Here is a 23849-nt window from a genome sequence, read left to right as displayed (position 1 = left end):
ACGCGCGGGGGGCGGCGGATCCCCGCCCGTGGCCATGAGCGGAGACGCGCGGGCCGGCGGCCGTGCCCTCACGCCGGCCGCCGGATCGGCAGTCCGCTGCCGCCGGGCCCTCGGCCCGCCACCGGGTTTGACCGCCGGCGCGCCGCGAGGCATGCTCCGCGCGCCACGCAACGGAGCCCGACACGGATGTTCAACCCCGCCCTGCCCCGCCCGGCCCCCGGCCCGCGCCGCCGCGCGCCGCGCGGGCTCGCCGCAGCGCACCCCCCGGGGATGCAGGAACCCGCCTGCCCGGCGGCCGCGCGGAGCAGCCGGCATGGCTGACATCCCCCTCACCCTGCGCGCGGCCGGCCCGGCCGATGCGGCGGCCGCCGCCGCCTTTCACGTGCGCATCTGGCGCGAGACCTACGCCGGGCTGGCCCCGGCCGGCGCGGTGGCCGCGCTGGACGAGGCCCGCCGCCTGCCGCAATGGCAGGCCGCGCTCGCGGGCGGCGACGGGCGCCGCGGCACGCTGCTGGCCGAACGGGAGGGCGAGATCGTCGGACTGGTGAGTTACGGCCCGCCCGGCAGCGCCGTCTACGGCGCGCTGGGCGAGGTGAAGCACCTCTATGTCTGCCCCTCCTGCCGCGGCAGCGGCCTGGGCCGCCGCCTGCTCGGCGAGGCCTTCCGCGGCCTCGCCGCCGCGGGCTATCCGGGCGCGGGCCTCGCCGTGGTGGGCGGGAACACCGGCGCGCGCGCCTTTTACCGCGCGCTCGGCGGGCGCGAGATGCGCGCCTTCACCGACCCCGGGCCGCTGTGGAAATCCGCGAACATCCTCGTGGCCTGGGAGCCGGTTCCGGCGGGCTGAGCCCTCAGAGCGAGGCGGCCGCGGCCATCGAGCGCAGGTCTTCTCCCCAGGCGCAGGCGTAGCCGTCGCCGTCATCGTCGAGCCGGTGGTCGTCCTCGTCCGGGCCGCCGGAGGCAAGGAAGAAGGCCTGCGCCTCGGCGGCGCTGGTGAAATCCTCGCAGTCCCGGTCGCGGCCGAAGCCGGTGCCACGGCCCTCGGGCCGGTCGTAGCGCGCGAGCCCGACAAGCGCGGCAGAGCCCGCCCCCACCGCCTGGCCACCGCACTGGTAGACGCCGCGCCGCGCCAGCTCCGGCTCCATCGCCTGCTTTTTCCAGGGGTCCTCCGTCTCGCCCAGGTACTGCGTGCAGAGGCCATCGTCGTCCAGCGCGGCCATGCCGGCGGTGTAGGAGGCAGCGTCGTCGGGGGCCGGGCCGCCGGGGATCGGCGGCGGCGCGAAGCCGGGGTCGGTCTCGTGGCTGGCGCAGGCGGCGAGCGCGAGCCCGACCAGCAGGATGACAGGTCGCAGTGCAGGCATGGTACAGTCCCTCTCTCTTTCTCTCTTCGTGTCACGGCCTCGCACGGGCCGCTGGTCAGGCATTGCGCCCGGTGTTCGCCCGGTCGCGGGGCGTGTGACCACATAAGCCGCTTCCGGGGCGCGTCACCGCCCCTGCCCCCGGCCGCGTCGACGATCGCTCGCCGGGCGGAGCCCACCGGGGGGCAGGCTTCGCGATGTCTTCGCTGGCCGTCACGCCTCGTGCCGGCGCGACACCGTGGGCGGCCGCCCCGGCAGGCTCAGCAGCGGGCGGGCGGCGGGGCGTTCGCTCACCACCCTGCCCTTCGCGATCACGCAGAGCCGGTCGGCGCGCAGCCGCACCGCCTCCACCCGGGAGCCCGCATCGAGCACCACCAGCGAGGCGAGACCGCCCGGCGCGAGGCGGTAATCGTCGAGCCCCATGATGGCGGCACTCTCGGTGGTGACCATGTCGAAACAGGCGGCCATCTCCTGCGGGCTCGTCATCTGCGCCACGTGCAGGCCCATGAAGGCGACGTCGAGCATGTCGGCCGTGCCCAGCGAATACCACGGGTCGAGCACGCAATCCTGTCCGAAGCCGACACGGATGCCCATGCTGCGCATCTCCCGCACCCGGGTGAGGCCGCGGCGCTTGGGGAACGTGTCGTGCCGGCCCTGCAGCATGATGTTGATCAGCGGGTTGGGGATGGCGGCCACCCCCGCCTCGGCGATGAGCGGCAGCAGCTTGGAGACGTAGTAATTGTCCATCGAATGCATGGAGGTGAGATGCGAGCCCGCCACCCGGCCCCCGAGCCCCAGCCGCTGCGCCTCGTAGGCGAGCTGCTCGATGTGGCGCGAGAGCGGGTCGTCGCTCTCGTCGCAATGCATGTCGACCATCAGGCCGCGGGCGGCGGCGATCTCGCAGAGCTCGGTCACCGAGGCGCGGCCGTCCGCCATCGTGCGCTCGAAATGCGGGATGCCGCCCACCACGTCGACCCCCATGTCGAGGGCGCGCAGGGTGTTGGCGCGGGCCGTGGGGTCGCGGTAGAAACCGTCCTGCGGGAAGGCGACGAGCTGCAGGTCGATGTAAGGCGCCACCTCGCGCTTCACCTCCAGCAGCGCCTCCACGGCGAGCAGCCGGTCATCGCAGACATCGACATGGGTGCGGATGGCGAGCAGGCCCATCGACACCGCCCAGTCGCAATAGGCGAGTGCCCGCGCCTTCACCGCCTCATGGGTGAGGAGCGGCTTCAGCTCGCCCCAGAGCGCAATGCCCTCGAGCAGCGTGCCGGAGGCGTTGATGCGCGGAATGCCGTAGGAGAGCGTGGCGTCCATGTGGAAATGCGGGTCCACGAACGGGGTGGAGACGAGACAGCCGGCGGCATCGACCACCCGCCCCGCCTCGGCGGTGATGCCGGGCGCCACGGCGGCGATGCGGCTGCCGGTGATGGCCACGTCGGCGGGGCTGCCGTCGGGCAGCACCCCGCCCTTCACCAGGATATCGAACATCATCTTTCTCCTGCCCGGTAGGGCACCATGAGGGCGCGCGGCGCCGCCGCCCGGCGCGACATCACCACCAGCGCGAGGATGGAGAGCGCGTAGGGCAGCATGAGGAACACCTGGTAGGGCACCACGCCCCCGGTGACCTGCTGCAGCCGCACCTGGAAGGCGTCGAAGGCGGCGAAGAGCAGCGCGCCGATGAGCGCCTTGCCCGGCTTCCAGCCGCCGAACACCACGAGGGCGATGCACACCCAGCCGCGGCCGTTGATCATCTCGAAGAAGAAGGAGTTGAAGGCCGACATGGTGAGGAAGGCGCCCCCCACCGCCATCAGCCCCGAGCCCACCACCACCGCGCCGAGGCGCAGCCCGGTGACCGAGAGCCCCTGCGCCTCCACCGCCGCCGGGTTCTCCCCCGCCGCGCGCAGCGCCACGCCGAGGTTCGTGCGCCACAGCACGAAGGCGGTGAGGCCGGCACAGGCGAAGGCGAGGTAGGTGAGCGGTGTCTGGGCGAAGAGCGCCGGGCCGAGGAGCGGGATGTCGGAGAGAACGGGGATCTCCAGCGGCCGGAACGCCTCGATCTTCGGCGGGCTGGTCACCTGCGGCAGGGCGAGGCGGTAGGTGTAGTAGGTGAGGCTGGTGGCGAGCAGCGTGATGCCGATGCCGGTCACGTGCTGCGACAGGCCCAGCGGCACGGTGAGCAGCCCGTGCAGCAGGCCCATCGCCATGCCCGCGAGCAGCGCCACACCCACCCCCAGCCACAGCCCGCCGCCGAGCCAGACCGTGACCCAGCCGGCGAAGGCGCCCACGGTCATGATGCCCTCGATGCCGAGGTTGAGCACGCCGGCGCGCTCGCAGATCAGCTCGCCCATGGTGGCAAAGATCAGTGGCGAGGCGATGCGCACCGCCGCCACCCAGAAGCTCGCCGTGAGGAAAATGTCGAGGATGTCCAGGGCCCTACCTCCACCTGATGCGATAGCGGGTGAAGAGCAGCGCCGCCACCATCGAGAGCAGCGCCGTGGCCACGATCACCTGCGCGATGTAGCTCGGCACGCCCGCCGAGCGGCTCATCGCGTCCGCGCCGACGAAGATGCCGGCCACGAAGACGGCCGATACCACCACGCCCAGAGGGTTGAGCAGTGCCAGCATCGCCACCACGATGCCGGTGTAGCCATAGCCCGGCGAGAGGTCGAGCGTGAGGTTGCCCTTCAGCCCCGCCACCTCCGAGTAGCCCGCGAGCCCGGCGAGCCCGCCGGAGAGCAGCGCGGTCTTCAGCAGCACCCGCTCCACCCGGATGCCGGCGAAGCGCGCCGCCTGCGCGTTGTGCCCCACGGCGCGCATCTCGTAGCCGAAGACCGTGCGCGCCAGCACGAACCACACCAGACCGGCCGAGACCAGCGCGATCACGAAGCCCCAGTGCAGCCGCTTGCCGGTGATGAGCCGCGGCAGGGCGGCGGCGGCCTCGATCTTCTCCGAGCGCGGCCAGCCCAGCGCCATCGGGTCCTTCAGCGGGCCCTCGAGCAGCAGGGAGACGAAGAGCAGCACGATGAAGTTCAGCAGCAGCGTGGTCACCACCTCGTCGACCCCGAAGCGGGTCTTGAGCGAGGCGGGCCCGAGCAGCGTGAGCCCGCCGGCGAGCATCGCGGCCAGCATCACCAGCGGCACCAGCAGCGGCGCCGGCAGGCCGGTGGCCCCGGTGCCCAGCACCACCGCGGTCACCGCGCCGATGTAGAGCTGCGCCTCCGCCCCGATGTTCCACAGCCGGGCGCGGAAGGCCACGGCCACCGCGAGCCCGGTGAAGATCAGCGGCGTGGCGCGCGTGAGCGTCTCGACGATGGCGAACTCGGAGCCCGCGGCCCCCGTCACGATCAGCCCGAACACCGGCAGGGGGGCCGCCCCCGCCGCCAGCACCAGCCCCGCCGCCACCACGAGCGTGAGCGCCAGCGCCGCGAGCGGCAGGGCGACGAGGCGCAGCGGCCCCGGCGTGGCGATCGGTTCAAGCCGCATGGGCCGCCTCCGCTTCCTGTCCTGCCCCACGCCCTGAGATTGCCGCGCGAACGCCCCCGGGCGCTGCGGCCTGTCGGGCTGCCCCGCCCGCCGCCTGCACCGGTCCGCGCCGCCTCGCGGCCTCACCAGCGGACGGCTGGCGCGCTGCCCGCCGGGGGCACAACCGTCCCGAGGCCTGCGCCGATGCCAGCCGCTCCGGCATCCCCCGGCCCCGCACTGCACACGGGCGCGCAGCCGCACCGGGAGGGCGATCCCGATCCGGCAGTGCCGCCGCCCGGGGCACCGGCCCGGATGCGCGCTCCCCGCGTCGCGGAGCGCCCCGGCCCGCCACCTCCGGCAAAGGCGTGCGCTCCGCTCCGCCAGAGGCGCCCCGGTCTGTCCCTTCCGGTGCGCACATGGTCGTCACGGCCTCAGCCCGCATGCGCTGCCTCCGCGAAGCCGTGCCCGGCCATCAGCGCGCCGAGCTCCTGCACCGAGAGCGCGCCGCGTGGGCTGGCGGGCGAGAGTCGGCCTTCCGAGATCACGTGGATGCGGTCGGAGAGGGCGCGCACCTCGTCGAGGTCTTCCGATATCAGCAGGATGGCGGCGCCGCGGGCCCGGGCGTCGAGCAGCCGGGCATGCACCGCCGCCACCGCGCCGATGTCGAGCCCGCGCACCGGCTGGTTGGCGAGGATGACCGCGGGCTCCGCCCCTTCGCCCCCGCCCTCCAGCGCCCGGCCGAGGATGAGTTTCTGCATGTTGCCGCCCGAGAGCAGGCCGATGCGCGCATCGGGCCCCGGGCAGCGCACGTCGTAGCCGGCGATCAGCGCCTCGGCGAAGGCCCGCGCCCCGCGCCGGTCGAGCAGCCCGCGGCGCGAGAAACGGCTGCGCACCCGCTCGGAAATCACGTTCTCGGCGATGCTCATCGCGTCGATGGCGCCCTCGGCGTGGCGGTCCTCCGGGATGCGGGCGATGCCGCGCGCCACGGCCTCCGCGGCGCTCCAGCGCGCGGGTGCCGCGCCCTCGATCTCGAAATCTCCGGAGACGGGCCGCAGCGCCCCGGCGATGAGCCCGGCCAGCGCCGCCTGTCCGTTGCCCGATACGCCGGCGAGCCCGGTGATCTCGCCGCCGCGCAGCTCCAGACTGACCCCGCGCAGCCCCGGGCCGCCGACGCCGCCACGGGTGGAGACCCCGCGCAGTGCGAGGCGCACCGGCCCTGGCCGGGCGGGGGCGATCGCCGGCGGCGGCACCTCGGCGCCCACCATCAGCGCCGTGAGGTCCTCGCGGCTGGTCCGGGCCACCGCGCGCGTGCCCGCCACCCGGCCGTGGCGCAGCACCACCACGCGGTCGGATATCGCCAGCACCTCGTGCAGCTTGTGGGAGATGAAGATCACCGAAAGCCCGCGCGCCACCAGCCGGCGCAGCGTGGCGAAGAGCGCCTCCGCCTCCATCGGGGTGAGCACGGCCGTCGGCTCGTCGAGGATCAGCACCCGCGCCTCGCGGTAGAGCGCCTTGAGGATCTCGACGCGCTGCCGCTCGCCCACCGAGAGCGAGGACACCGGCGCATCCGGCGCCACGGCAAGGCCGAATTCCTCGCCCAGGGCGCGGATCCGCGCCCGCGCGCGGCCCTTGCGCGCCGGGCGCAGCAGGGGCCCGGTGCCGAGCGTGATGTTCTCCAGCACGGTGAGGTTCTCGGCCAGGGTGAAATGCTGGTGCACCATGCCCACGCCCGCGGCGATGGCGGCGCGCGGGTCTCCCGGGGCCAGGGCCTGGCCAAACACCTCCACCCGCCCCGCATCGGCCACGTAATGGCCGAAGAGGATGTTCATCAGCGTGGTCTTGCCCGCGCCGTTCTCGCCCAGAAGTGCGACCACCTCCCCCTCCGCGAGGGCGAAGGAGATGTCGTCATTGGCCTTCAGCGCGCCGAAACTGCGGGTGATCCCCGAGAGGCGCAGCGCCTCCCGGGGGGCATGGCCGGGCATTCAGCTCGACTTCGGTTCGCTGTCGTCGATCTCGACCGTGTAGGCCCCGGAGCGGATCTCCGCCTCGCGCTGGGCGACGAGGTCCATCGCCTCGCCCGGCACCTTGCCCTCGAAACTGCCCAGCGGCGCGAGCGAGCAGCCGCCCTCCTTCATGAAGGAATAGACCCCGTAGTCATCGGCGCCGAAGCTGCCGTCCGCCACCCTGGCCAGCGCCGCCGCCAGCGTGGGCTCGAAGTGCCACAGCGCGGAGGCCACCACCGTCTCCGGGTAGTCGGCCTGCGTGTCGATCACGTTGCCGATGGCCAGGATGCCCTTCTCCTGTGCCGCGTCCGACACGCCGAAGCGCTCGGCGTAGAGCAGGTCGGCGCCGGCCTCGATCTGGGCGAAGGCGGTCTCCTTGGCCTTGGGCGGGTCGAACCAGGAGCCGATGAAGGCCACCTGGAAGGCGATGTCGGGGTTCATCTCCCGCGCGCCGGCCATGAAGGCGTTCATCAGCCGGTTCACCTCCGGGATCGGGTAGCCGCCCACCATGCCGATGTTGCCCGAGGTGCTCATCGCCCCCGCGATGATGCCCGAGAGGTAGGAGGCATCCTGGATGTAATTGTCGAACACGGCGAAGTTCGGGTAGGCCGGGTCCGGCTTGAAGGAGGAGCCCATGAGGAAGGCGGTGTCCGGGTAGTCCATCGCCACCGAGCGCGCCGCGTCCTCCACCGCGAAGACCTCGCCCACCAGCAGGTCGTGCCCCGCCTCGCAGTATTCGCGCATCACGCGCTCGTAGTCCGAGTTCGAAACCGACTCGGAATACACGTACTCGATCTCGCCCCGCTCGGCGGCGGCCACGGCGGCCTCGTGGATGCGCCCCACCCATTGCTGCTCCACCGGCACGGTGTAGATGGCGGCCACCTTCACCGGGGTCGCGGCGCGCAGGGCCCGCGGCGCGAGCGAGAGCGCGGCCAGCCCCGCCACAGACGCGAGCAGATGGCGGCGCGAGACGGCAAGAGACGTCCTGGACATGCAAGTCTCCGTGTAAACTGTTCACCCGGTGGTCATACTTGCCGCGTTTGGCGCGCCGGTAAACAGATTCGGCCCGGGCCCGCGGACGCACCCGCCTCCCCGCCGCGCGCCGGAGACGCGGCACGCGGCGACACGCCTGCCGGGGGCTCGATGCCCCCGGCAGGCGTCCCCCCTCCGGGCCCCGCGCGCCGTGGCATCTCCCGGCGCTTGGGTGTAGACTGCCCCGGCCGGAGCGGGAGACGCGCACGATGACCACACCGATCAATCTCAACCGTTTCCGCAAGCAGAAGGCGCGGGCGGAGAAGAAGGCGAAGGCCGACGAGAACGCCGTCGCCTTCGGCCGCACCCGCGCCCGGAAGGACATCGAGAAGGCCCGGGCCGAAAAGGCCGCCCGCCTGCTCGAGGCCCACCGCCGCGAGCCGGGCCCGCGGGACGAGTGAGATTTCGCCGCCCCGCGCTGGTCAGCGCCGCCCCCCGGGCTATATCCCCGCGGCAGCATGGCGCCCGGCCCGCCGCGCGCGCCCCCTCCGCGCAGCGGCCGGCAGATGCCCGCCCACACGCAGCCAGACCGAAACGAGACACAGAATGCCCCGACTGATCACCGCCGCCGGCCTCGCCGCCGGGCTGGCCGCCGCCCCCCTCGGCGCGACTGCGCAGAGCAGCTCCGACAGCGTGCTCGACCTGCTGGGCGGGATGACGCGCACCTACGCGGTGCTCTTCGCGCGCTCCTTCGTCGATTTCACCTACGAGAGCATCGCGCGTGATGCCGCGAGCGGCGATTTCACCGTCACCGGCCTGCGGCTCTACCCCCGCATGCCCGACCCCGCGCAGGAGGGCTGCACCATCTCGCTCGGCCGCGCGGTGATCAGCGACGCGGTGGAGGGCGACCGGATCGCCAGCCTGATCGAGACCACCGACCTCTCCATCTCGCCGCTCTGCCTGATGCCCGCGCCGCGCGCCGCGCTGCAGGACCTCGGCTATGACGGCATCCGCTCCGACGCGGCCGTGATCACCGCGCGCTACGACCTGCCGGGCGGCGGGCTCGAGCTCTCGGTGCAGGCCGGGCTAACCGACGCGCTGAGCCTCAACCTGGAGGCGGATTTCGACTATTTCTGGTTCACCGGCCTGTTCGACGCCGTCTCGGGCGACGAGATGCCCGCGCCCCGCCCCTCCATCCTGCTGCGCAGCTTCGAGGCCTCGGTGGAGAACCGCGGCGCCTGGGGCCGGGTGAAGCCGATGGTCGAGAGCGCGGTGGGCAATGCCGCCGCCCTGCCGAGGATCGTCGAGAGTGCCCTCACCGACCAGCTTGCCGGCCCCTCCGGCACGCCCGGTCCGGCGGCGCAGGAGTTCACCTCCTCGCTGGTCGCGGGGCTGGAGACCTTCCTCGCCGAGGAGAGCCAGCTCACCGTGCGGGCGGCGCCCGAGGGCGGGGTCTGGCTCGGCGCCGCCCAGTTCGCCACGCCCGAGGCGCTGATCGACGCGCTGCAGCCGAAGGTGAGCAACCGCCCGGCCGAGGTGCACGAGGTGCTGGCCCCCGAGCTGCTCTCCGCCGCCCTCACCGGCGACCCGGAGCTCTCGGACGAGGACCGGCTCGCCGCCGGCCGCGCGCTGATGAGCGGCATCGGCGCCCCGCGGGACCGCTCGGCCGCCGTGGCGATCCTGAAGCCGATGGCCGATGCCGGCGAGCGGCAGGCAGCGCTCGCCCTCGCCCGCGGCCTGTCGGAGACCGGCGAGACGGAATCTGCCTATTCCTACGCCCTGCGCGCCCTCGCCGCCGGCGCCCCCGGCGCCATGGGCCTCGCCGACCGCATCGAGGCCCGGCTCTCCGCCCCGCAGATCCGCGGCGCGCAGGCCTCCGTGCTCGCCGGCTGGGCGCCCGACCCCGGGCTGGAGAAGCGCCGCGCCACGGTGCTCGAGGCCGCCGACCCCACGATGATGCGCCGCCTCGCCATCGACGCGAAGCTGGGCCGGGGCATCCCGCGCAGCTACGAGACCGCCTATCTCTGGACCACCCTCGCCGCCGCGGCGGGTGACCGCTCGGCCGCCAACCTGCGTACCAGTCTCGATGCCCGCGCGGCGAATGACGGCGAGGGCGCCTGGTCGGCCGCCTTCGAGGCCGCCGCCTCCCAGGCGCTCAACCTCTGGACCGAGGGCGGCATCGCCGCCGCCCTGCACGAGAAAAGCCGCTGAATCCCGCCCGCACCTGCGTCAACGGGCCCTCCCGGCCCGCTTGACCGGTGCTCACACCCACGTTACCCAATCAACAATCTTTCCACGACCCGAGGACAGCCCATGCGCGCGACCAGAATCGTACAGAAGATCCTTGCTAACTACGAAGGTGAAACGCCCGGCGTCAAAGCCAAGCTCTGCCAGATGCTGATGAACGGCAAGCTGGGCGGCACCGGCAAGATGATCATTCTGCCGGTCGACCAGGGCTTCGAGCACGGCCCGGCCCGCTCCTTCGCCCCGAACCCCGCGGCCTATGACCCGCTCTACCACTACCAGCTCGCCATCGACGCCGGGCTCAACGCCTACGCCGCCCCCCTGGGCATGCTCGAGGCGGGCGCCGACACCTATGCCGGCCAGATCCCGACCATCCTGAAGGCAAACTCGGCCAACTCGCTCATCCCCGACGCCGCGCCGAAGGACCAGGCGATCACCGCCTCAGTCGACGACGCGCTGCGCCTGGGCTGTGCGGCCATCGGCTTCACCATCTACCCCGGCTCCGCCGCGGGCCTCGGCATGTTCGAGGAGATCGCCGAGATGCGCAAGGAAGCGGCCGCCAAGGGTGTGGCGACCGTGATCTGGTCCTACCCGCGCGGCGAGGCGCTCACCAAGGACGGCGAGACCGCCATCGACATCGGTGCCTACGCGGCGCAGATCGCCGCCCTGCTCGGTGCGCATATCATCAAGATCAAGCTCTCCACCGACCACCTGGAGCTGGGCGAGGCCAAGAAGGTCTACGAGGCCAAGGGCATCGACATCGCCACCCAGGCCGCGCGCGTGAAGCACTGCATGGACGCCTCCTTCGCCGGCCGGCGCATCGTGGTGTTCTCCGGCGGTGCCTCGAAGGGTGCCGACTCGGTCTACGACGACGCCCGCGCCATCCGCGACGGCGGCGGCAACGGCTCGATCATCGGCCGCAACTCCTTCCAGCGCTCGCGCGAGGACGCGCTCGACCTGCTCGCGAAGCTGGTCGACATCTACAAGGGCAAGGCCTGAGCCTCGCTCCGCCGGGCGCCCGCGCCCCGGCCCCGCTTCCCGGACCTGCCGCCCCCGCGGCAGGTCCTTTTCGTTCCGGGGCGCGGCCGCGCGCGGCCCGGCGGCGAAATCGTGATCGCCCGGGGCGGCTTTCCACCATCTGGAATATTCCCTTTCGCCCAATGATCTGGCATGATTCGCTCAACCGTCGCGAAAAGCGGCGGACCAGAGGCGAAGACATTCCCGGCTAGCGGACCATCCGCACCCCGGGCCCGGCAGCAGCCGCCCCCGGGCGGCCCACAGGCAGAAGCATGGCAGGCATCACCCCAGGCCCGAAAGCGATCGGCAGCGCGATCTACTCCTTCGCGATTCTCGCGGCCATCGCCTATTTCAGCTTCGCCGCCCTGCAGGGCGAATACGGCCTGTCGCGCCAGATCGAGCTGCATGCCAACGAGGAGGAGCTCACCTCCGACCTCGCCGACATGCGCGCCGAGCGCGCCGCGCTGGAAAACAAGGTCCGCCGCCTCTCCGACGATTTCCTCGACCTCGACCTGCTCGACGAGCAGGCCCGCAAGGTGCTCGGCTTCGCCCGCTCCGACGAGATCGTCATCCGCTGATCCCGCCCTATGTTGAAGGGTCACGGACCTGCTCCGCGCGCTGCGGGGCAGGAATGCTGACCCGTTTCCCACCTTGCGCCCCGGGGCGGAAAGCGCAATGCTCCCCGCCCAAGGCGCGAGAGCCGGCTTGCAAATGCAGGTAAGGTTGAGATAGTTCAACGTTAAACCACCCGGGAAACGCGATACCGAAGGAGGACGACATGCCGCCAGCCAAAGGGCAGAAGAAGCCCAATGCGTCGAAGGAGGAGCTGCTCGCCTACTACCGCGACATGCTTCTCATCCGCCGGTTCGAGGAAAAGGCCGGCCAGCTCTACGGGATGGGCCTCATCGGCGGGTTCTGTCACCTCTACATCGGACAGGAGGCGGTCGTCGTCGGCCTGCAGGCCGCGGCGAAGGACGGCGACCAGGTCGTCACCTCCTACCGCGACCACGGCCACATGCTCGCCACCGGCATGGACCCCAAGGGCGTGATGGCCGAGCTCACCGGCCGCGAGGACGGCTACTCCAAGGGCAAGGGCGGCTCGATGCACATGTTCAGCCGCGAGAAGGCCTTCTACGGCGGCCATGGCATCGTGGGCGCGCAGGTGCCGATCGGCGCCGGCCTCGCCTTCGCCAACATGTACCGCGAGGACGGAAAGGTGAGCTTCACCTATTTCGGCGACGGCGCGGCGAACCAGGGCCAGGTCTACGAGACCTTCAACATGGCCACGCTGTGGAAGCTGCCCTGCATCTTCGTGATCGAGAACAACCAGTACGCGATGGGCACGTCGACGAAGCGTTCCTCCTCCTCGCCCGCCTACTACACCCGCGGCGAGGCCTTCGGCATCCCCGGCGAGGCGGTAGACGGGATGGACGTGGTCGCGGTGCGCGAGGCCGGCCTGAAGGCGGTGGAGCACTGCCGCTCCGGCAAGGGCCCCTACATCCTCGAGATGAACACCTACCGCTACCGCGGCCACTCGATGTCCGACCCCGCCAAGTACCGCACCCGCGACGAGGTGCAGAAGATGCGCGAGGAGCGTGACCCGATCGAGCACGTGCGCCAGCTGCTGACGCTGGGCAACCATGCCACCGAGGACGAACTCAAGGCGGTCGACAAGGACATCAAGTCCGTCGTCAACGACGCGGCGAAATTCGCCCAGGAAAGCCCGGAGCCGGACGTGTCCGAGCTCTGGACCGACATCTACGCCTGAGGGGGAAACACAGACATGCCGATCCAGATCCTGATGCCGGCGCTCTCGCCCACCATGGAAGAGGGCACGCTGGCCAAGTGGAACGTGAAGGCGGGTGACACCGTCTCCTCGGGCGACGTGATCGCCGAAATCGAGACCGACAAGGCCACGATGGAGTTCGAGGCGGTGGACGAAGGCGTCATCGCCGAGATCCTGGTGGCCGAGGGCACCGAGGGCGTGAAGGTCAACACGCCCATCGCCACCCTGCAGGGCGAGGACGAGGAGGAGGGCGAGGCCGCCCCCGCCGCGGCCCCTGCCCCCGCCGCGAAGGAGGAGGACAAGCCCGCCGCCGCCGCGCCGCAGACCGTGCCGGCCGCGGCGAAGCAGGCGCCGGTCGAATCCGAGCTGCCCGAAGGCACCACCTTCAAGAAGCAGACCGTGCGCGAGGCCCTGCGCGACGCCATGGCCGAGGAGATGCGCGCCAGCGGCGACGTGCTGCTGATGGGCGAGGAAGTGGCCGAGTACCAGGGCGCCTACAAGGTGTCCCAGGGCCTGCTCGACGAGTTCGGCCCCAAGCGCGTGATCGACACGCCGATCACCGAGCACGGCTTTGCCGGTGTCGCCACCGGTGCGGCCTTCGCCGGGCTGCGGCCGATCGTGGAGTTCATGACCTTCAACTTCGCCATGCAGGCGATGGACCAGATCATCAACTCCGCCGCCAAGACGCTCTACATGTCCGGCGGCCAGATGGGCTGCCCGATCGTGTTCCGCGGCCCGAACGGCGCCGCCGCCCGCGTGGCCGCCCAGCACAGCCAGGACTATGCCGCCTGGTATGCCCAGATCCCGGGCCTGAAGGTGTGCATGCCCTACTCCGCCGCCGATGCGAAGGGCCTGCTGAAATCCGCCATCCGCGACCCCAACCCGGTGATCTTCCTCGAGAACGAGATCCTCTACGGGCGGTCCTTCGACGTGCCGGAGATCGAGGATTACACCGTGCCGCTGGGCAAGGCGCGCACCTGGCGCACCGGCGATGACGTGACGCTGGTGAGCTTCGGCATCGGCATGCAGTACGCGCTCGAGGCCGCCGACAGGCTCGCCGAGGAGGGCATCTCCGCCGAGGTGATCGACCTGCGCTGCCTGCGCCCCATGGACACCGGCGCGGTGGTCGAGTCGGTGAAGAAGACCAACCGCTGCGTGACCATCGAGGAGGGCTTCCCGGTGTGCTCCATCGGCAACCACCTCTCGGCGGTGCTGATGCAGCAGGCGTTCGACTATCTCGACGCCCCGGTGATCAACTGCACCGGCAAGGACGTGCCGATGCCCTATGCCGCCAATCTCGAGAAGCTCGCGCTGGTGACCACGGACGAGGTCGTCGAGGCGGCCAAGTCGGTCTGCTACCGCTGAGGGGAGGGACAAGATGCCCATCGAAATCCTGATGCCCGCGCTCTCGCCGACCATGGAAGAGGGCACGCTGGCGAAATGGAACGTGAAGGAGGGCGACACCGTCTCCTCCGGTGACGTGATCGCCGAGATCGAGACCGACAAGGCCACGATGGAGTTCGAAGCCATCGACGAGGGTGTTGTCGGCAAGATCGTGGTTCCCGAAGGCACCGAGGGCGTGAAGGTGAACAGCCTGATCGCACTGATGCTGGAGGAGGGCGAGGACGCCTCGGCGCTGGAAGGTGCGGGCTCCGGCTCCGCCCCGAAGGCGAAGGAAGAGGCTCCGAAGCAGGAGGCCCCTGCCCCGGCCTCCTCGGACGCCGCCGCCGTGCCGGCCGCCGCGGGCTCCGCCCCGCCGGCGCCGGAGAAGGACGGCGACCGGGTGTTCGCCTCCCCCCTCGCCCGGCGCATCGCCGCGGAGAAGGGGCTCGACCTCGCGGCCATCAAGGGCTCCGGCCCGCGCGGCCGCATCGTGAGGGCCGATGTGGAGAACGCGAAGCCCGGTGCGAAGCCCGAGGCCGCTGCGGCTGCTCCCGTGGCCGCTCCGGCCCCGAGCCCGGCGAAGGCCGAACCCGCGGACGCGAGCGCGGTCGCGAAGATGTACGAGGGTCGCGCTTTCGAGGAAGTGAAGCTCGACGGCATGCGGCGCACCATCGCCGCGCGTCTCACCGAGGCCAAGCAGACCATCCCGCATTTCTACCTCCGCCGCGAGGTGAAGCTCGATGCCCTGCTCGCCTTCCGCGCCCAGCTCAACAAGAGCCTCGAGGGCCGGGGCGTGAAGCTCTCGGTGAACGACTTCATCATCAAGGCCTCCGCCATCGCCCTGCAGCAGGTGCCGGATTGCAATGCGGTCTGGGCCGGTGACCGGGTGCTGAAGTTCCAGCGCTCCGACGTGGCGGTGGCCGTGGCCATCCCCGGCGGGCTGTTCACGCCGGTGATCAAGGACGCCGACCAGAAGACCCTCTCGGCGATCTCCGCCGAGATGAAGGACCTCGCCACCCGGGCGCGTGAGAAGAAGCTCGCGCCGCATGAATACCAGGGCGGTTCCTTCGCGGTGTCCAACCTCGGGATGATGGGCATCGAGAACTTCGACGCGGTGATCAACCCGCCGCATGGCTCGATCCTCGCGGTCGGCGCCGGCCTGCGCAAGCCGGTGGTCGAGGGCGACCAGATCGTGCCGGCGACGGTGATGTCGGTGACGCTCTCGGTCGATCACCGGGTGATCGACGGCGCGCTCGGGGCCGAGTTCCTGCAGGCCTTCGTGCCGCTGCTGGAAGACCCGATGGCGATGCTCGCCTGAACCGGCGACAGCGACGAGATGCGGGAGCCCGGGCCGGAAGGTCCGGGCTCTTCGCGTTTCCGGAGGCCGTGGCGTGGTGGAGTGCCGGTTGCGCTGGCATCGCATGGGCCGGCCGGTTCGGCTGGTGGCGCGAGGTCCCGGGTCGGGGCCCGGGACAGCGGGGTACGGGCTGGTGACCGGAGCGCTCCGTTTCCCGAGCCGCCGGGCAGTGGGCGGACAGGGAGCCGGGAGCGGCCCGGCCGGACGCGTGTCAGGCCGCTGGATGGTCACCGCGAAGTGAGCACCCGGCCCGGCGCCTGGCCCGGGCGGTGCGGCAGGTCGCCATGGGCGGTTGCGGGTTCCGCCTTCCGGTCCGGCTCGCGGACAGGCGCTGGCACGGGCGCCGAAGCCATCGCCTCGCTCGCAGGGGGGGGATGGCTGCCCATCCCACGCCCCGGCGCCCCGGGCCTTGACCCGGGGCCTCCCGGCTTCCCGCCCAGCGGAGCCGTCGGGGACGGTACGAACCCCCGGGGTCAGCGGCCACCGATCACGCGGGGCGCACCACTCGGGCCCGGCCGTGCCGCAGGCACTCAGTCGAGACCGAAGGCCTCGCCGAGGATCTGGTTCATGGTGAGGGCGGGCTGCGAGCAGCCGGCTTCGCCGACGATGCGGGCCGGCACGCCGGCCACGGTCTTGCAGGCCGGCACGTCGCGCAGCACCACGGAGCCGGCGGCGATGCGGCTGCAGTTGCCGATGGAGATGTTGCCCAGCACCTCGGCGCCGGCGCCGATCAGCACGCCGTTGCCCACCTTCGGGTGTCGGTCGCCGTCTTCCTTGCCGGTGCCGCCGAGGGTGACGGAATGGAGCATCGAGACATCATCGCCCACGACGGCGGTCTCACCGATCACGATGGAATGCGCGTGGTCGATCATCAGGCCGCGGCCGATGCGGGCGGCGGGGTGGATGTCGACGCCGAACATCTCCGAGGTGCGCATCTGGATGAAATAGGCCATGTCCTTGCGGCCCTGCTCCCACATCCAGTGGGCGATGCGGTAGCATTGCACCGCCTGGAAGCCCTTGAGGTAGAGCAGCGGCTGGATGGTGGTGTGGCAGGCCGGGTCGCGCTCGAAATGCGCCATCAGGTCGGCGCGGGCGGCCTCGCCGAGCGAGGGGTCGGCGCCGTGCGCCTCGTCCATGATGTCGCGCAGGACAAGCTCGCGCAGGTCCGGCGAGGCGAGTTTCTGGGTGAGCCGGTAGCTCAGCGCGTCCTCGAAGGTGGTGTGATGCAGGATGACCGCGTGCACCATCGAGGCCATCAGCGGCTCGTGGCGGACGATCTCGTCGGCCTCGCGGCGGATGCGGGCCCAGAGCGGGTCGATGGTGCTGAGCTTGGGGTCAGACGATCTCGAGGCTTTCATCGACGCTCTCCGCGGGCGGGTTTACGGGGGTGCAATCATTGCCCGAGAGCGACCAGGCGCGCAATCTCCGAATGCGAGGCATCAGAGAGACGTGACCGGGGCGGGCCGCACCCACCAGCCGGGCCGTGCGGCGGCCAGCGCCTGCGCGGCGCGGCCGGCCTCCCCCGCCGAGGCGAAGAGCGCGAAGCAGGTGGCGCCCGAGCCGGACATGCGGGCGAGCAGCGCGCCCGGGGCGGCGGCGAGCAGCGCCAGCGTCTCGTCGATCTGCGGGCAAAGCGCGCGCGCCGGCGCCTCGAGGTCGTTGCGCTGGCGCGAGAGCCAGTCGGCCAGCGCCGCGGCGTCGGGCAGCGGAGGCAACGGCTCGAGCGGGCTGCCGAAGCCCGCGAGGCCACGGAAGACGGCGCCGGTTGCCACGCCCGTGCCCGGGTTGGCCAGCACCAGGTGGAAGGGCGGCAGGCCCGGCACCGGGGCGAGGGCTTCGCCGATGCCCGACATCCGGGCACTGCGGCCGAGCAGGCAGACCGGCAGGTCGGCGCCGAGTATGAGGGCGCGGGCGGCGAGCTCGTCCTCGGCGATGGCGATGTCCCAGAGCCGGCAGAGCGCGCGCAGCGTGGCCGCGGCGTCGGAGGAGCCTCCGCCGATGCCCGAGGCCACCGGCAGTGCCTTGTCCAGCGTGATGCGCGCGCCGCGTCCGGGCCCGAGCAGCCGTGCGGCGCGCAGCACCAGGTTGTCCGCCTCCGCCGCGAGGCCGGGCGCGAAGGGGCCGGTGATGTCGAGCGAAAGCGCCTCGGCCGGTGCCACGGTCACCCGGTCGCCGAGACCGGGAAAGACCACCAGCGAGTCGAGCAGATGATAGCCGTCCCCGCGCCGGCCGGTGACATGCAGCGCGAGGTTCAGCTTCGCCGGCGCCGCCACGGTGATGGCGCCGGGGGCGAGGGCGGGGTCGGCGGGAGTGCTGTGGTCGGTCATCTGCTCATCGGTGCGTAGGGGGGGCAAATTCCGGCCCCCCTCCGGGAAGCACCCGCTTCCCTGCCGGGGAAGCGCCGGCCTCCGGCCCCGCGACATTCCTGCCCGGGAGAGCGCCTGTAGCCGTTGCCTCATGGGCGGTGGCGCGGAATGCCCCGCCGGGGCTGTCCGGCGGGGCGGGAGATCACGCCGGTCGGATCAGCCGTCCTTGCCGTCGGGTTTTGCCGGGGAGCGGGCCATCTCCTCCTTGAGCACGGAGTCGAGGCCGAATTCCAGCTTGCGGCGGATGCGGGCAATGTCCTCCTGCTCCGGGTCGAAGGACAGCGCGCGCTTCCACTGGAAGCGGGCCTCCATCTTGCGGCCGACCTTCCAGAGCACGTCGCCGAGGTGGTCGTTCAGGATCGGGTCGGAGGGCACGAGCTCGACCGCGCGCTCCATGGGCACGATCGCTTCCTCGTAGCGGCCGAGCTTGTAGAGCACCCAGGCGAGGCTGTCGGTGATGTAGCCGTCGTCCGGGCGCTGGTCGACGGCGGAACGGATCATCTGCTCCGCCTCCTCCATCTTCTCGCCCTTCTCCACCAGCGAGTAGCCGAGGTAGTTGAGCACCAGCGGCTGGTCGGGCTGCAGGGCGAGGGCGTGGCGGAAGTCCTCCTCGGCCTTGTCCCACTGGTCGGACTGCTCGAAGCAGATGCCGCGCTGGTAGTAGAACACCCAGTGCCGGGGCTGCTCCTCGGGCAGGAGGGCGATGGCGTCGGAATAGGCCTCCGCCGCCTCGGCGAAACGCTCCTGCTTGCGCAGCGCGTCGGCGAGGGCGGTGACCGGGGCGAGCTCCTCCGGGTGGGTGCGCTTGAGGCCGGTGAGCACGCCGATCGCCTCGTCCGTGCGGTCCGCGGCGTCGAGGGCGGAGGCGCGGCCCACCTCGGCGCGCAGGAACTGCGGCGCGTCCGCCGGCACGGTGCCGTAGGCGGCGATGGCGAGGTCGAACTGGTCGTCGTTCTCCAGCAGCTCGGCGGTGAGCAGGCGGGCGTCGATCAGCTCCGGGCGCAGGTAGAGCGCGAAGCGCGACAGCAGCACCGCGAAGCCGCGGTTCTGCTCGCCGGTGCCGAGCACGAGGGCGAAGGTGTAGAGCGCCTCGGCCACGCCTTCGGTGGCGTTGCCGACCGTGTTGAACTCCACCGGCTCGCCGGTGGAGATGCGCTCGCGCAGCCGGCTGAGCATCGGGTCGCGCAGGCCGCGGGCGAAGGCGTTGTCGATCAGCTCCAGCGCCTGGGTCTGGCGGCCGGTGGCGGCATAGACCTCCGCCTCCGCCACCAGCGAGCGCCGGTCGAGGCCGAGGAAGTCCTGGCGGCGCGCGGAGAAGATCTCGGCCGCGCCCTCCAGGTCGCCGGCCACGGCATGGGCGAGCGCCTTGTGGTAGGAGCCATAGGCCTCCAGCGTGTCGTTGCCGTTGAGCCCGTCGAAGGTGAGGTCGGCGGCGGTCATGTCGTCCACCGACTGGGCCCAGCCCTTCATCAGCGCCTGCAGGAGGGGGCCGAACAGGTCCTCCTGCCCGTCCAGCCGGTCGAGCGCGTTGGGGAAGGCACCGGCGCGCAGCTCGCGGATGGCGGCGACGAGGGAGACGTAGTTGTTGTCCGGCGCGAGGGCCGCGAGCCGGTCCGACATCTCGATGGCGCCGGGCACGTCACCCGCGGAGATGCGGTAGAGCATCGCACGCTCGATCAGCTCGGCGTTCTGCGGGTCGCGCGCGGCGGCGCGGGGGTAGAGCCGCGCGGCCATGGAGATGTCCCCGGTGAGTTCCGCGTAGCGGGCACCGAGATACTCCCCCGCCAGCCCCTGTGCCCCAGCCACGCCCGGGACGGCGATCCCGGCGAGGAGGAGGAAGGGCATGGCCATACGGGTCATCGGTGCGAAGGGCATCACGGCATCGGTCTCCTAACAACCGTCCGTGCGGCGCGGGCCGCGGCCCCGCGGGCCGGCCTTCCGCCGATTCGGACGCATGAGCACTGGGGCCCGGCCGCCGGCCGCACCCGATCGGGCCATGCTAGGCACGCGCGCCTGCCGGGTGCAACCGCAACCGACGGCGCGGCGGTCACATCCACGCCATCGGGCGCCTTCGCGGCGCGCCTGTCACCCCGCTGCAACAGCCGGGCCGCGGCGGCCTGCACCGGGGCCGACACCCGACGCCGGCCGCGCAGGCGCAAGCCGGAGCACGGAAGGAACCGGACGCGCAGCGGCCGTCCGCAGCCCCCGGCCACGGGACGGGGCCCTCCCGCCCCTCCGCCGGCCCCGCGCCTGCGGCGCAGGGCCGCTCCGCGTTGGGCCGGGCCGCGCGCCTGCGGCACGCGGCGGCACCGCGGGAATGCAACGCGCAGCGCTGGCCTGCGCCGGGCCGGCGGGGGTGCCGGCGGGCGTGTCCCTGCGAGCTCTCCGCGCCGGCCAGAAAGACAACGGGCGGGGCTGGCGGCCTCGGCGCGGCGGTGCGCCCCTGGCGCGCGTGGCTCCCGGCCGGCAGGGTGCGCTGCCCTCCCGGAGACCATGATCCGGCCGGGCGTGCGGAACCGGCTCACGCTGCGGGAACCAGATCTCTCCGGGGCACGGGCGGGCCGGCCTCTCGGCACCAGGCGGGCCAGCGGCGTAGCCTCTCGCCCCCCGCCACGGCCCCTGCCCCCCGATCATCCGCGCCTTCCGATAGCGCCGTGCGCGGGCATGGGCAGCCTGGGCTCGCCCGTCGCGTCGCGTCGCCTCGCGGCGCCGCCCCGTCGCTGCGGTGGAACCCCTGCCGAGCCGCCGCGGGCGCAGCCCGCGGCCCGGCCCAACGGCGAGGAAGGGTGCGGCTGCACCCGACCGGAGCGGGCGGGAGGGCTCCCCTCCCCGCGCACCGGCCGGCGGCGCGCTCACATGTTGGGGTAGTTCGGCCCGCCGCCGCCCTGGGGCGTGCACCAGACGATGTTCTGCGCCGGGTCCTTGATATCGCAGGTCTTGCAGTGCACGCAGTTCTGCGCGTTGATCTGGAAGCGCGGCCCGTCGTCACCCTCGATGATCTCGTAGACGCCGGCCGGGCAGTAGCGCTGCGCGGGCTCGGCATATTTCGGCAGGGTCCAGCGCACCGGGATCGTGGGATCCTTGAGCTTCAGGTGGCTCGGCTGGTCCTCGTCGTGGTTGGTGAAGGAGAAGCTCACGTTGGTGAGCCGGTCGAAGCTCAGCACCCCGTCGGGCTTCGGATACTCGATCGGTTCGTAGCGGTGCGCGCGGCCGGTGGCCTCGGCATCGGTCTTGCCGTGCTTCAGCGTGCCCAGCGGGTTCCAGCCGGTGAGCTCGGAGACCCACATGTCGAGCCCGCCGAAGGCGAGGCTCGCCGTCAGCCCGAAGCCCGACCACAGCGGCTTCACGTTGCGCACCTTCTTCAGGTCGGCCGCGATCGGGCCGGAGCGCACCGCCGTCTCGTAGGCGGTGAGCTCGTCGCCCTCGCGGCCCGCCTTCAGCGCCTCCACCGCGGCCTCGGCCGCCGCCTTGCCCGAGAGCATGGCGTTGTGGTTGCCCTTGATGCGCGGCACGTTCACCATGCCCGCCGAGCAGCCCAGCAGCGCGCCGCCGGGGAAGGTGAGCTTGGGGAGCGACTGCCAGCCGCCCTCGGTGATCGCCCGCGCGCCGTAGGCCACGCGCTTGCCGCCCTCCAGCACCTTCGCGATCTCCGGGTGATGCTTGAAGCGCTGGAACTCCATGTAGGGGAAGAGATGCGGGTTCTCGTAGTTCAGGTGCACCACGAAGCCGATGAACACCTGGTTGCCCTCGAGATGATACATGAACGAGCCGCCACCGGCGTTCTTGCCCAGCGGCCAGCCCATGGTGTGGGTCACCTGGCCGAGCTTGTGGTTCTCGGGCCGGATCTCCCAGATCTCCTTCATGCCCAGCCCGTATTTCTGCGGCTCGGCGTCCTTGTCGAGCCCGTGCCGCGCGATCACCTGCTTTGAGAGCGAGCCGCGCGCGCCCTCGGCCAGCATCACGTACTTGCCCAGCAGCTCCATGCCCGGCTCGTAGTTCGGGCCCTTCTCGCCCTCGGCGGTGATGCCGAACTCGCCGGCCACCACGCCCTTCACCGTGCCGTCCTCACCCCAGACCAGCTCGGAGCAGGACATGCCGGGGAAGATCTCCACCCCCAGCGCCTCGGCCTGCTCGGCCATCCAGCGGCAGACATTGGCCATGGAGACGATGTAGTTGCCGTGGTTGTTCATCAGCCGCGGCATCGGCCAGTTCGGCACCCGGATGTGCCCGGCGGGGCCGAGCAGCAGGAAACGGTCCTCGGAGACCTGGGTTGCGAGCGGCGCGCCCTTCTCCTTCCAGTCGGGGATCAGCGCGTCGAGGCCGCAGGGGTCGAGCACCGCGCCGGAGAGGATATGCGCCCCCACCTCGGAGCCCTTCTCCAGCAGCACCACCGAAAGCTCCGGATCCAGCTGTTTCAGGCGGATCGCCGCGGAGAGACCTGCAGGCCCCGCCCCGACGATGACAACGTCATACTCCATGGATTCGCGGGTTGCTTCGGTCATCTGCTGGCTCCTTCGAAGTCCTTGCGCGCAAGAATGTTGCCGTGCAACTTGGCGCAGCACCCTGCCGCATTCAAGGCGAATTGTGGGCTTGCGGTGCCGCGGCCGGGATAACGTTTCCGACAGGCCCCGCACCGCCGGCCCGGCGCCCGGCAAGGCGCGCACCGGCCCGCCTCGCGCCACGGTTGCAGCCCCGAGACTTGCTAAACGGACGCTTATGCGGATAGCTGGAGAGAGGACCAAGCGGAGGCTTGCAGATCCCGGGGGGCGGCCCTAGGTTCGCCGGTGTGGCCGCGCCCGGGACATGGGCGTGGCCATATGATTTTAACGCCTGTGGTCCGCCCGCCAGGGGGGCCCGGACGACCGGACCGGAGTGGTCAATGGAAAAGATACCTCTTACTGCAAAGGGCTTCGCGGCCCTGGACGCCGAGCTGAAGAAGCTCAAGTCGGTGGAACGCCCGGCGGTGATCCGGGCCATCGCGGAGGCGCGCGAGCACGGCGACCTGAGCGAGAACGCCGAGTACCATGCCGCCCGCGAGAAGCAGAGCTTCATCGAGGGGCGCATCAAGGAGCTCGAGGCGGTGATCAGCCTCGCCGACGTGATCGACCCCGCGCGCCTCTCCGGCCCGGTGAAGTTCGGCGCCACGGTGGAGATCGTCGACGAGGACACCGAGGAGTCCAAGACCTTCCAGATCGTCGGCGAGTACGAGGCCAACGTGGACGCGGGCCTGCTCAACATGAAATCGCCCATCGCCCGCGCGCTGATCGGCAAGGAAGAAGGCGATTCCGTGGAGGTGCGCACCCCCGGGGGCACGCGCAGCTACGAGATCGTCGCGGTCAAGTTTGTCTGAACGGAGAGCCTGATGGCCCGCAGCGATCGTCCCTCGAGCCCCGGCCTCCCGGCCCTCGGCGGCGGGGGCGCCCCGTGGGCCCCGCGCATCGCCGCGGCATTCACCGCCATCTGGCTGGTGGCGATGCTGGCCTATGCCCTCGGCTTCTTCGGCGCCTTCGGCGGCGAGGGCCGCCCGGTGCTGTTCCTCGACGTGGCCCTGTTCCTGCTCGCCGCGGTGCTGCCGCCGCTGCTGGTGTGGTACGCGACCCTGCTCTCGCTGCGCGCCGAGGCCCTGCTGGCCGAGGCGCGCTCGCTCGCCCGGGCCGTGCATGAAGGCGGTGCCGGCCGCGGCGCGCTGCCCGTGGCCGACGAGATGGCCGCCGCCCTCGTGCAGGCCGCGCGCCTCGCCAATGCCGAGGAGCGCGAGGAGTTGCGCGACGCCATCGCCCGGCTCGAGGCCCAGGGCCAGGCCGAGATGGAGCAGCGCGCCGCCATCCTCGCCGAGGCCCGCGCCACCGCCGCCGAGCGCGGCGAGATCCGCGCGGCCATCGCCCGCATGGGCCGCGCCGCGCC

At 71.9% G+C, this 23849-nt stretch carries 20 protein-coding genes; 10 read left to right on the top strand and 10 right to left on the bottom strand.

The features are described 5' to 3' along the window. The first annotated feature begins 313 nt into the window (after window positions 1-313). The gene (locus D3P35_RS12475) at window positions 314-844 is read left to right on the top strand and encodes a GNAT family N-acetyltransferase (RefSeq protein ID WP_118135068.1); all 531 of its coding nucleotides are present in this window, start codon (window positions 314-316) and stop codon (window positions 842-844) included. A 4-nt stretch (window positions 845-848) separates the two neighbouring features. On the opposite strand, the gene D3P35_RS12470 is transcribed toward D3P35_RS12475, so the two are convergent. The 6 genes from D3P35_RS12470 to D3P35_RS12445 all read right to left on the bottom strand — a co-directional run bounded on the left by D3P35_RS12470 (window position 849) and on the right by D3P35_RS12445 (window position 7813). Beyond that, complete coding sequence (locus D3P35_RS12470; protein ID WP_232830486.1) at window positions 849-1358, bottom strand: excalibur calcium-binding domain-containing protein; 510 nt, start codon at window positions 1356-1358, stop codon at window positions 849-851. Between the two features lie 210 nt (window positions 1359-1568). Next, on the bottom strand, window positions 1569-2843 hold the full coding sequence (locus D3P35_RS12465) for an amidohydrolase family protein (RefSeq protein ID WP_198670603.1): 1275 nt from the start codon (window positions 2841-2843) through the stop codon (window positions 1569-1571). Next, the gene (locus D3P35_RS12460) at window positions 2843-3784 is read right to left on the bottom strand and encodes an ABC transporter permease (RefSeq protein ID WP_118135065.1); all 942 of its coding nucleotides are present in this window, start codon (window positions 3782-3784) and stop codon (window positions 2843-2845) included. Before D3P35_RS12460 ends, D3P35_RS12465 begins: the two co-directional genes overlap by 1 nt. Window positions 3785-3788: 4 nt before the next feature. Continuing rightward, window positions 3789-4838 (bottom strand): ABC transporter permease, encoded by a 1050-nt coding sequence (locus D3P35_RS12455; RefSeq protein WP_118135064.1) that lies wholly within the window; start codon window positions 4836-4838, stop codon window positions 3789-3791. A 410-nt stretch (window positions 4839-5248) separates the two neighbouring features. Further along, window positions 5249-6799, bottom strand: a complete 1551-nt coding sequence (locus D3P35_RS12450; protein ID WP_118135063.1) for an ABC transporter ATP-binding protein — start codon at window positions 6797-6799, stop codon at window positions 5249-5251. Further along, window positions 6800-7813: a BMP family protein gene (locus tag D3P35_RS12445; protein WP_118135062.1), complete on the bottom strand. Its 1014-nt coding sequence runs from the start codon at window positions 7811-7813 to the stop codon at window positions 6800-6802. It lies immediately after the preceding gene. A 248-nt stretch (window positions 7814-8061) separates the two neighbouring features. On the opposite strand from D3P35_RS12445, the gene D3P35_RS12440 reads away from it, so the two are divergent. The 7 genes from D3P35_RS12440 (at window position 8062) to D3P35_RS12410 (ending at window position 15540) form a co-directional block, all read left to right on the top strand. After that, the gene (locus D3P35_RS12440; RefSeq protein ID WP_118135061.1) at window positions 8062-8253 is read left to right on the top strand and encodes a DUF4169 family protein; all 192 of its coding nucleotides are present in this window, start codon (window positions 8062-8064) and stop codon (window positions 8251-8253) included. 145 nt (window positions 8254-8398) lie between these two features. Then, window positions 8399-10003: a hypothetical protein gene (locus D3P35_RS12435; protein WP_118135060.1), complete on the top strand. Its 1605-nt coding sequence runs from the start codon at window positions 8399-8401 to the stop codon at window positions 10001-10003. Between the two features lie 102 nt (window positions 10004-10105). After that, the gene (locus D3P35_RS12430; RefSeq protein ID WP_118135059.1) at window positions 10106-11035 is read left to right on the top strand and encodes a class I fructose-bisphosphate aldolase; all 930 of its coding nucleotides are present in this window, start codon (window positions 10106-10108) and stop codon (window positions 11033-11035) included. 290 nt (window positions 11036-11325) lie between these two features. Further along, the gene (locus tag D3P35_RS12425; protein ID WP_118135058.1) at window positions 11326-11631 is read left to right on the top strand and encodes a septum formation initiator family protein; all 306 of its coding nucleotides are present in this window, start codon (window positions 11326-11328) and stop codon (window positions 11629-11631) included. A gap of 200 nt (window positions 11632-11831) precedes the next feature. Then, window positions 11832-12821: a pyruvate dehydrogenase (acetyl-transferring) E1 component subunit alpha gene (gene pdhA / locus D3P35_RS12420; protein WP_118135057.1), complete on the top strand. Its 990-nt coding sequence runs from the start codon at window positions 11832-11834 to the stop codon at window positions 12819-12821. Between the two features lie 15 nt (window positions 12822-12836). Then, on the top strand, window positions 12837-14204 hold the full coding sequence (locus D3P35_RS12415) for a pyruvate dehydrogenase complex E1 component subunit beta (protein WP_118135056.1): 1368 nt from the start codon (window positions 12837-12839) through the stop codon (window positions 14202-14204). A 13-nt stretch (window positions 14205-14217) separates the two neighbouring features. Beyond that, complete coding sequence (locus tag D3P35_RS12410) at window positions 14218-15540, top strand: pyruvate dehydrogenase complex dihydrolipoamide acetyltransferase (RefSeq protein ID WP_118135055.1); 1323 nt, start codon at window positions 14218-14220, stop codon at window positions 15538-15540. A gap of 569 nt (window positions 15541-16109) precedes the next feature. Here the strand turns inward: D3P35_RS12410 and cysE are convergent. The 4 genes from cysE to D3P35_RS12390 all read right to left on the bottom strand — a co-directional run bounded on the left by cysE (window position 16110) and on the right by D3P35_RS12390 (window position 22447). Then, window positions 16110-16937 carry a serine O-acetyltransferase gene (gene cysE / locus D3P35_RS12405; RefSeq protein ID WP_118135054.1) on the bottom strand — a complete coding sequence of 276 codons (828 nt, stop codon included), beginning with the start codon at window positions 16935-16937 and terminating at the stop codon, window positions 16110-16112. Between the two features lie 81 nt (window positions 16938-17018). Further along, window positions 17019-17906, bottom strand: coding sequence for a 4-(cytidine 5'-diphospho)-2-C-methyl-D-erythritol kinase (locus D3P35_RS12400; RefSeq protein ID WP_118135053.1), 888 nt, complete (start codon window positions 17904-17906; stop codon window positions 17019-17021). Between the two features lie 195 nt (window positions 17907-18101). Then, window positions 18102-19820 (bottom strand): tetratricopeptide repeat protein, encoded by a 1719-nt coding sequence (locus tag D3P35_RS12395; RefSeq protein WP_118135052.1) that lies wholly within the window; start codon window positions 19818-19820, stop codon window positions 18102-18104. A 977-nt stretch (window positions 19821-20797) separates the two neighbouring features. Continuing rightward, the gene (locus D3P35_RS12390) at window positions 20798-22447 is read right to left on the bottom strand and encodes an electron transfer flavoprotein-ubiquinone oxidoreductase (RefSeq protein ID WP_118135051.1); all 1650 of its coding nucleotides are present in this window, start codon (window positions 22445-22447) and stop codon (window positions 20798-20800) included. A 377-nt stretch (window positions 22448-22824) separates the two neighbouring features. Between D3P35_RS12390 and greA the strand changes: the two genes are divergently transcribed. Together greA and D3P35_RS12380 are read left to right on the top strand one after the other, a co-directional pair. Further along, complete coding sequence (gene greA / locus D3P35_RS12385; RefSeq protein ID WP_118135050.1) at window positions 22825-23295, top strand: transcription elongation factor GreA; 471 nt, start codon at window positions 22825-22827, stop codon at window positions 23293-23295. A gap of 12 nt (window positions 23296-23307) precedes the next feature. Beyond that, window positions 23308-23849 (top strand): hypothetical protein (locus tag D3P35_RS12380; protein WP_370031145.1); only part of this gene is annotated, 542 nt, incomplete at its 3' end.

It is taken from the genome of Oceanicella sp. SM1341 (assembly GCF_003448965.1).
GTDB lineage: Bacteria > Pseudomonadota > Alphaproteobacteria > Rhodobacterales > Rhodobacteraceae > Paroceanicella.
Note: the sequence above shows the minus strand (reverse complement) of the source record. Positions and strands in the feature narration are given on the sequence as shown.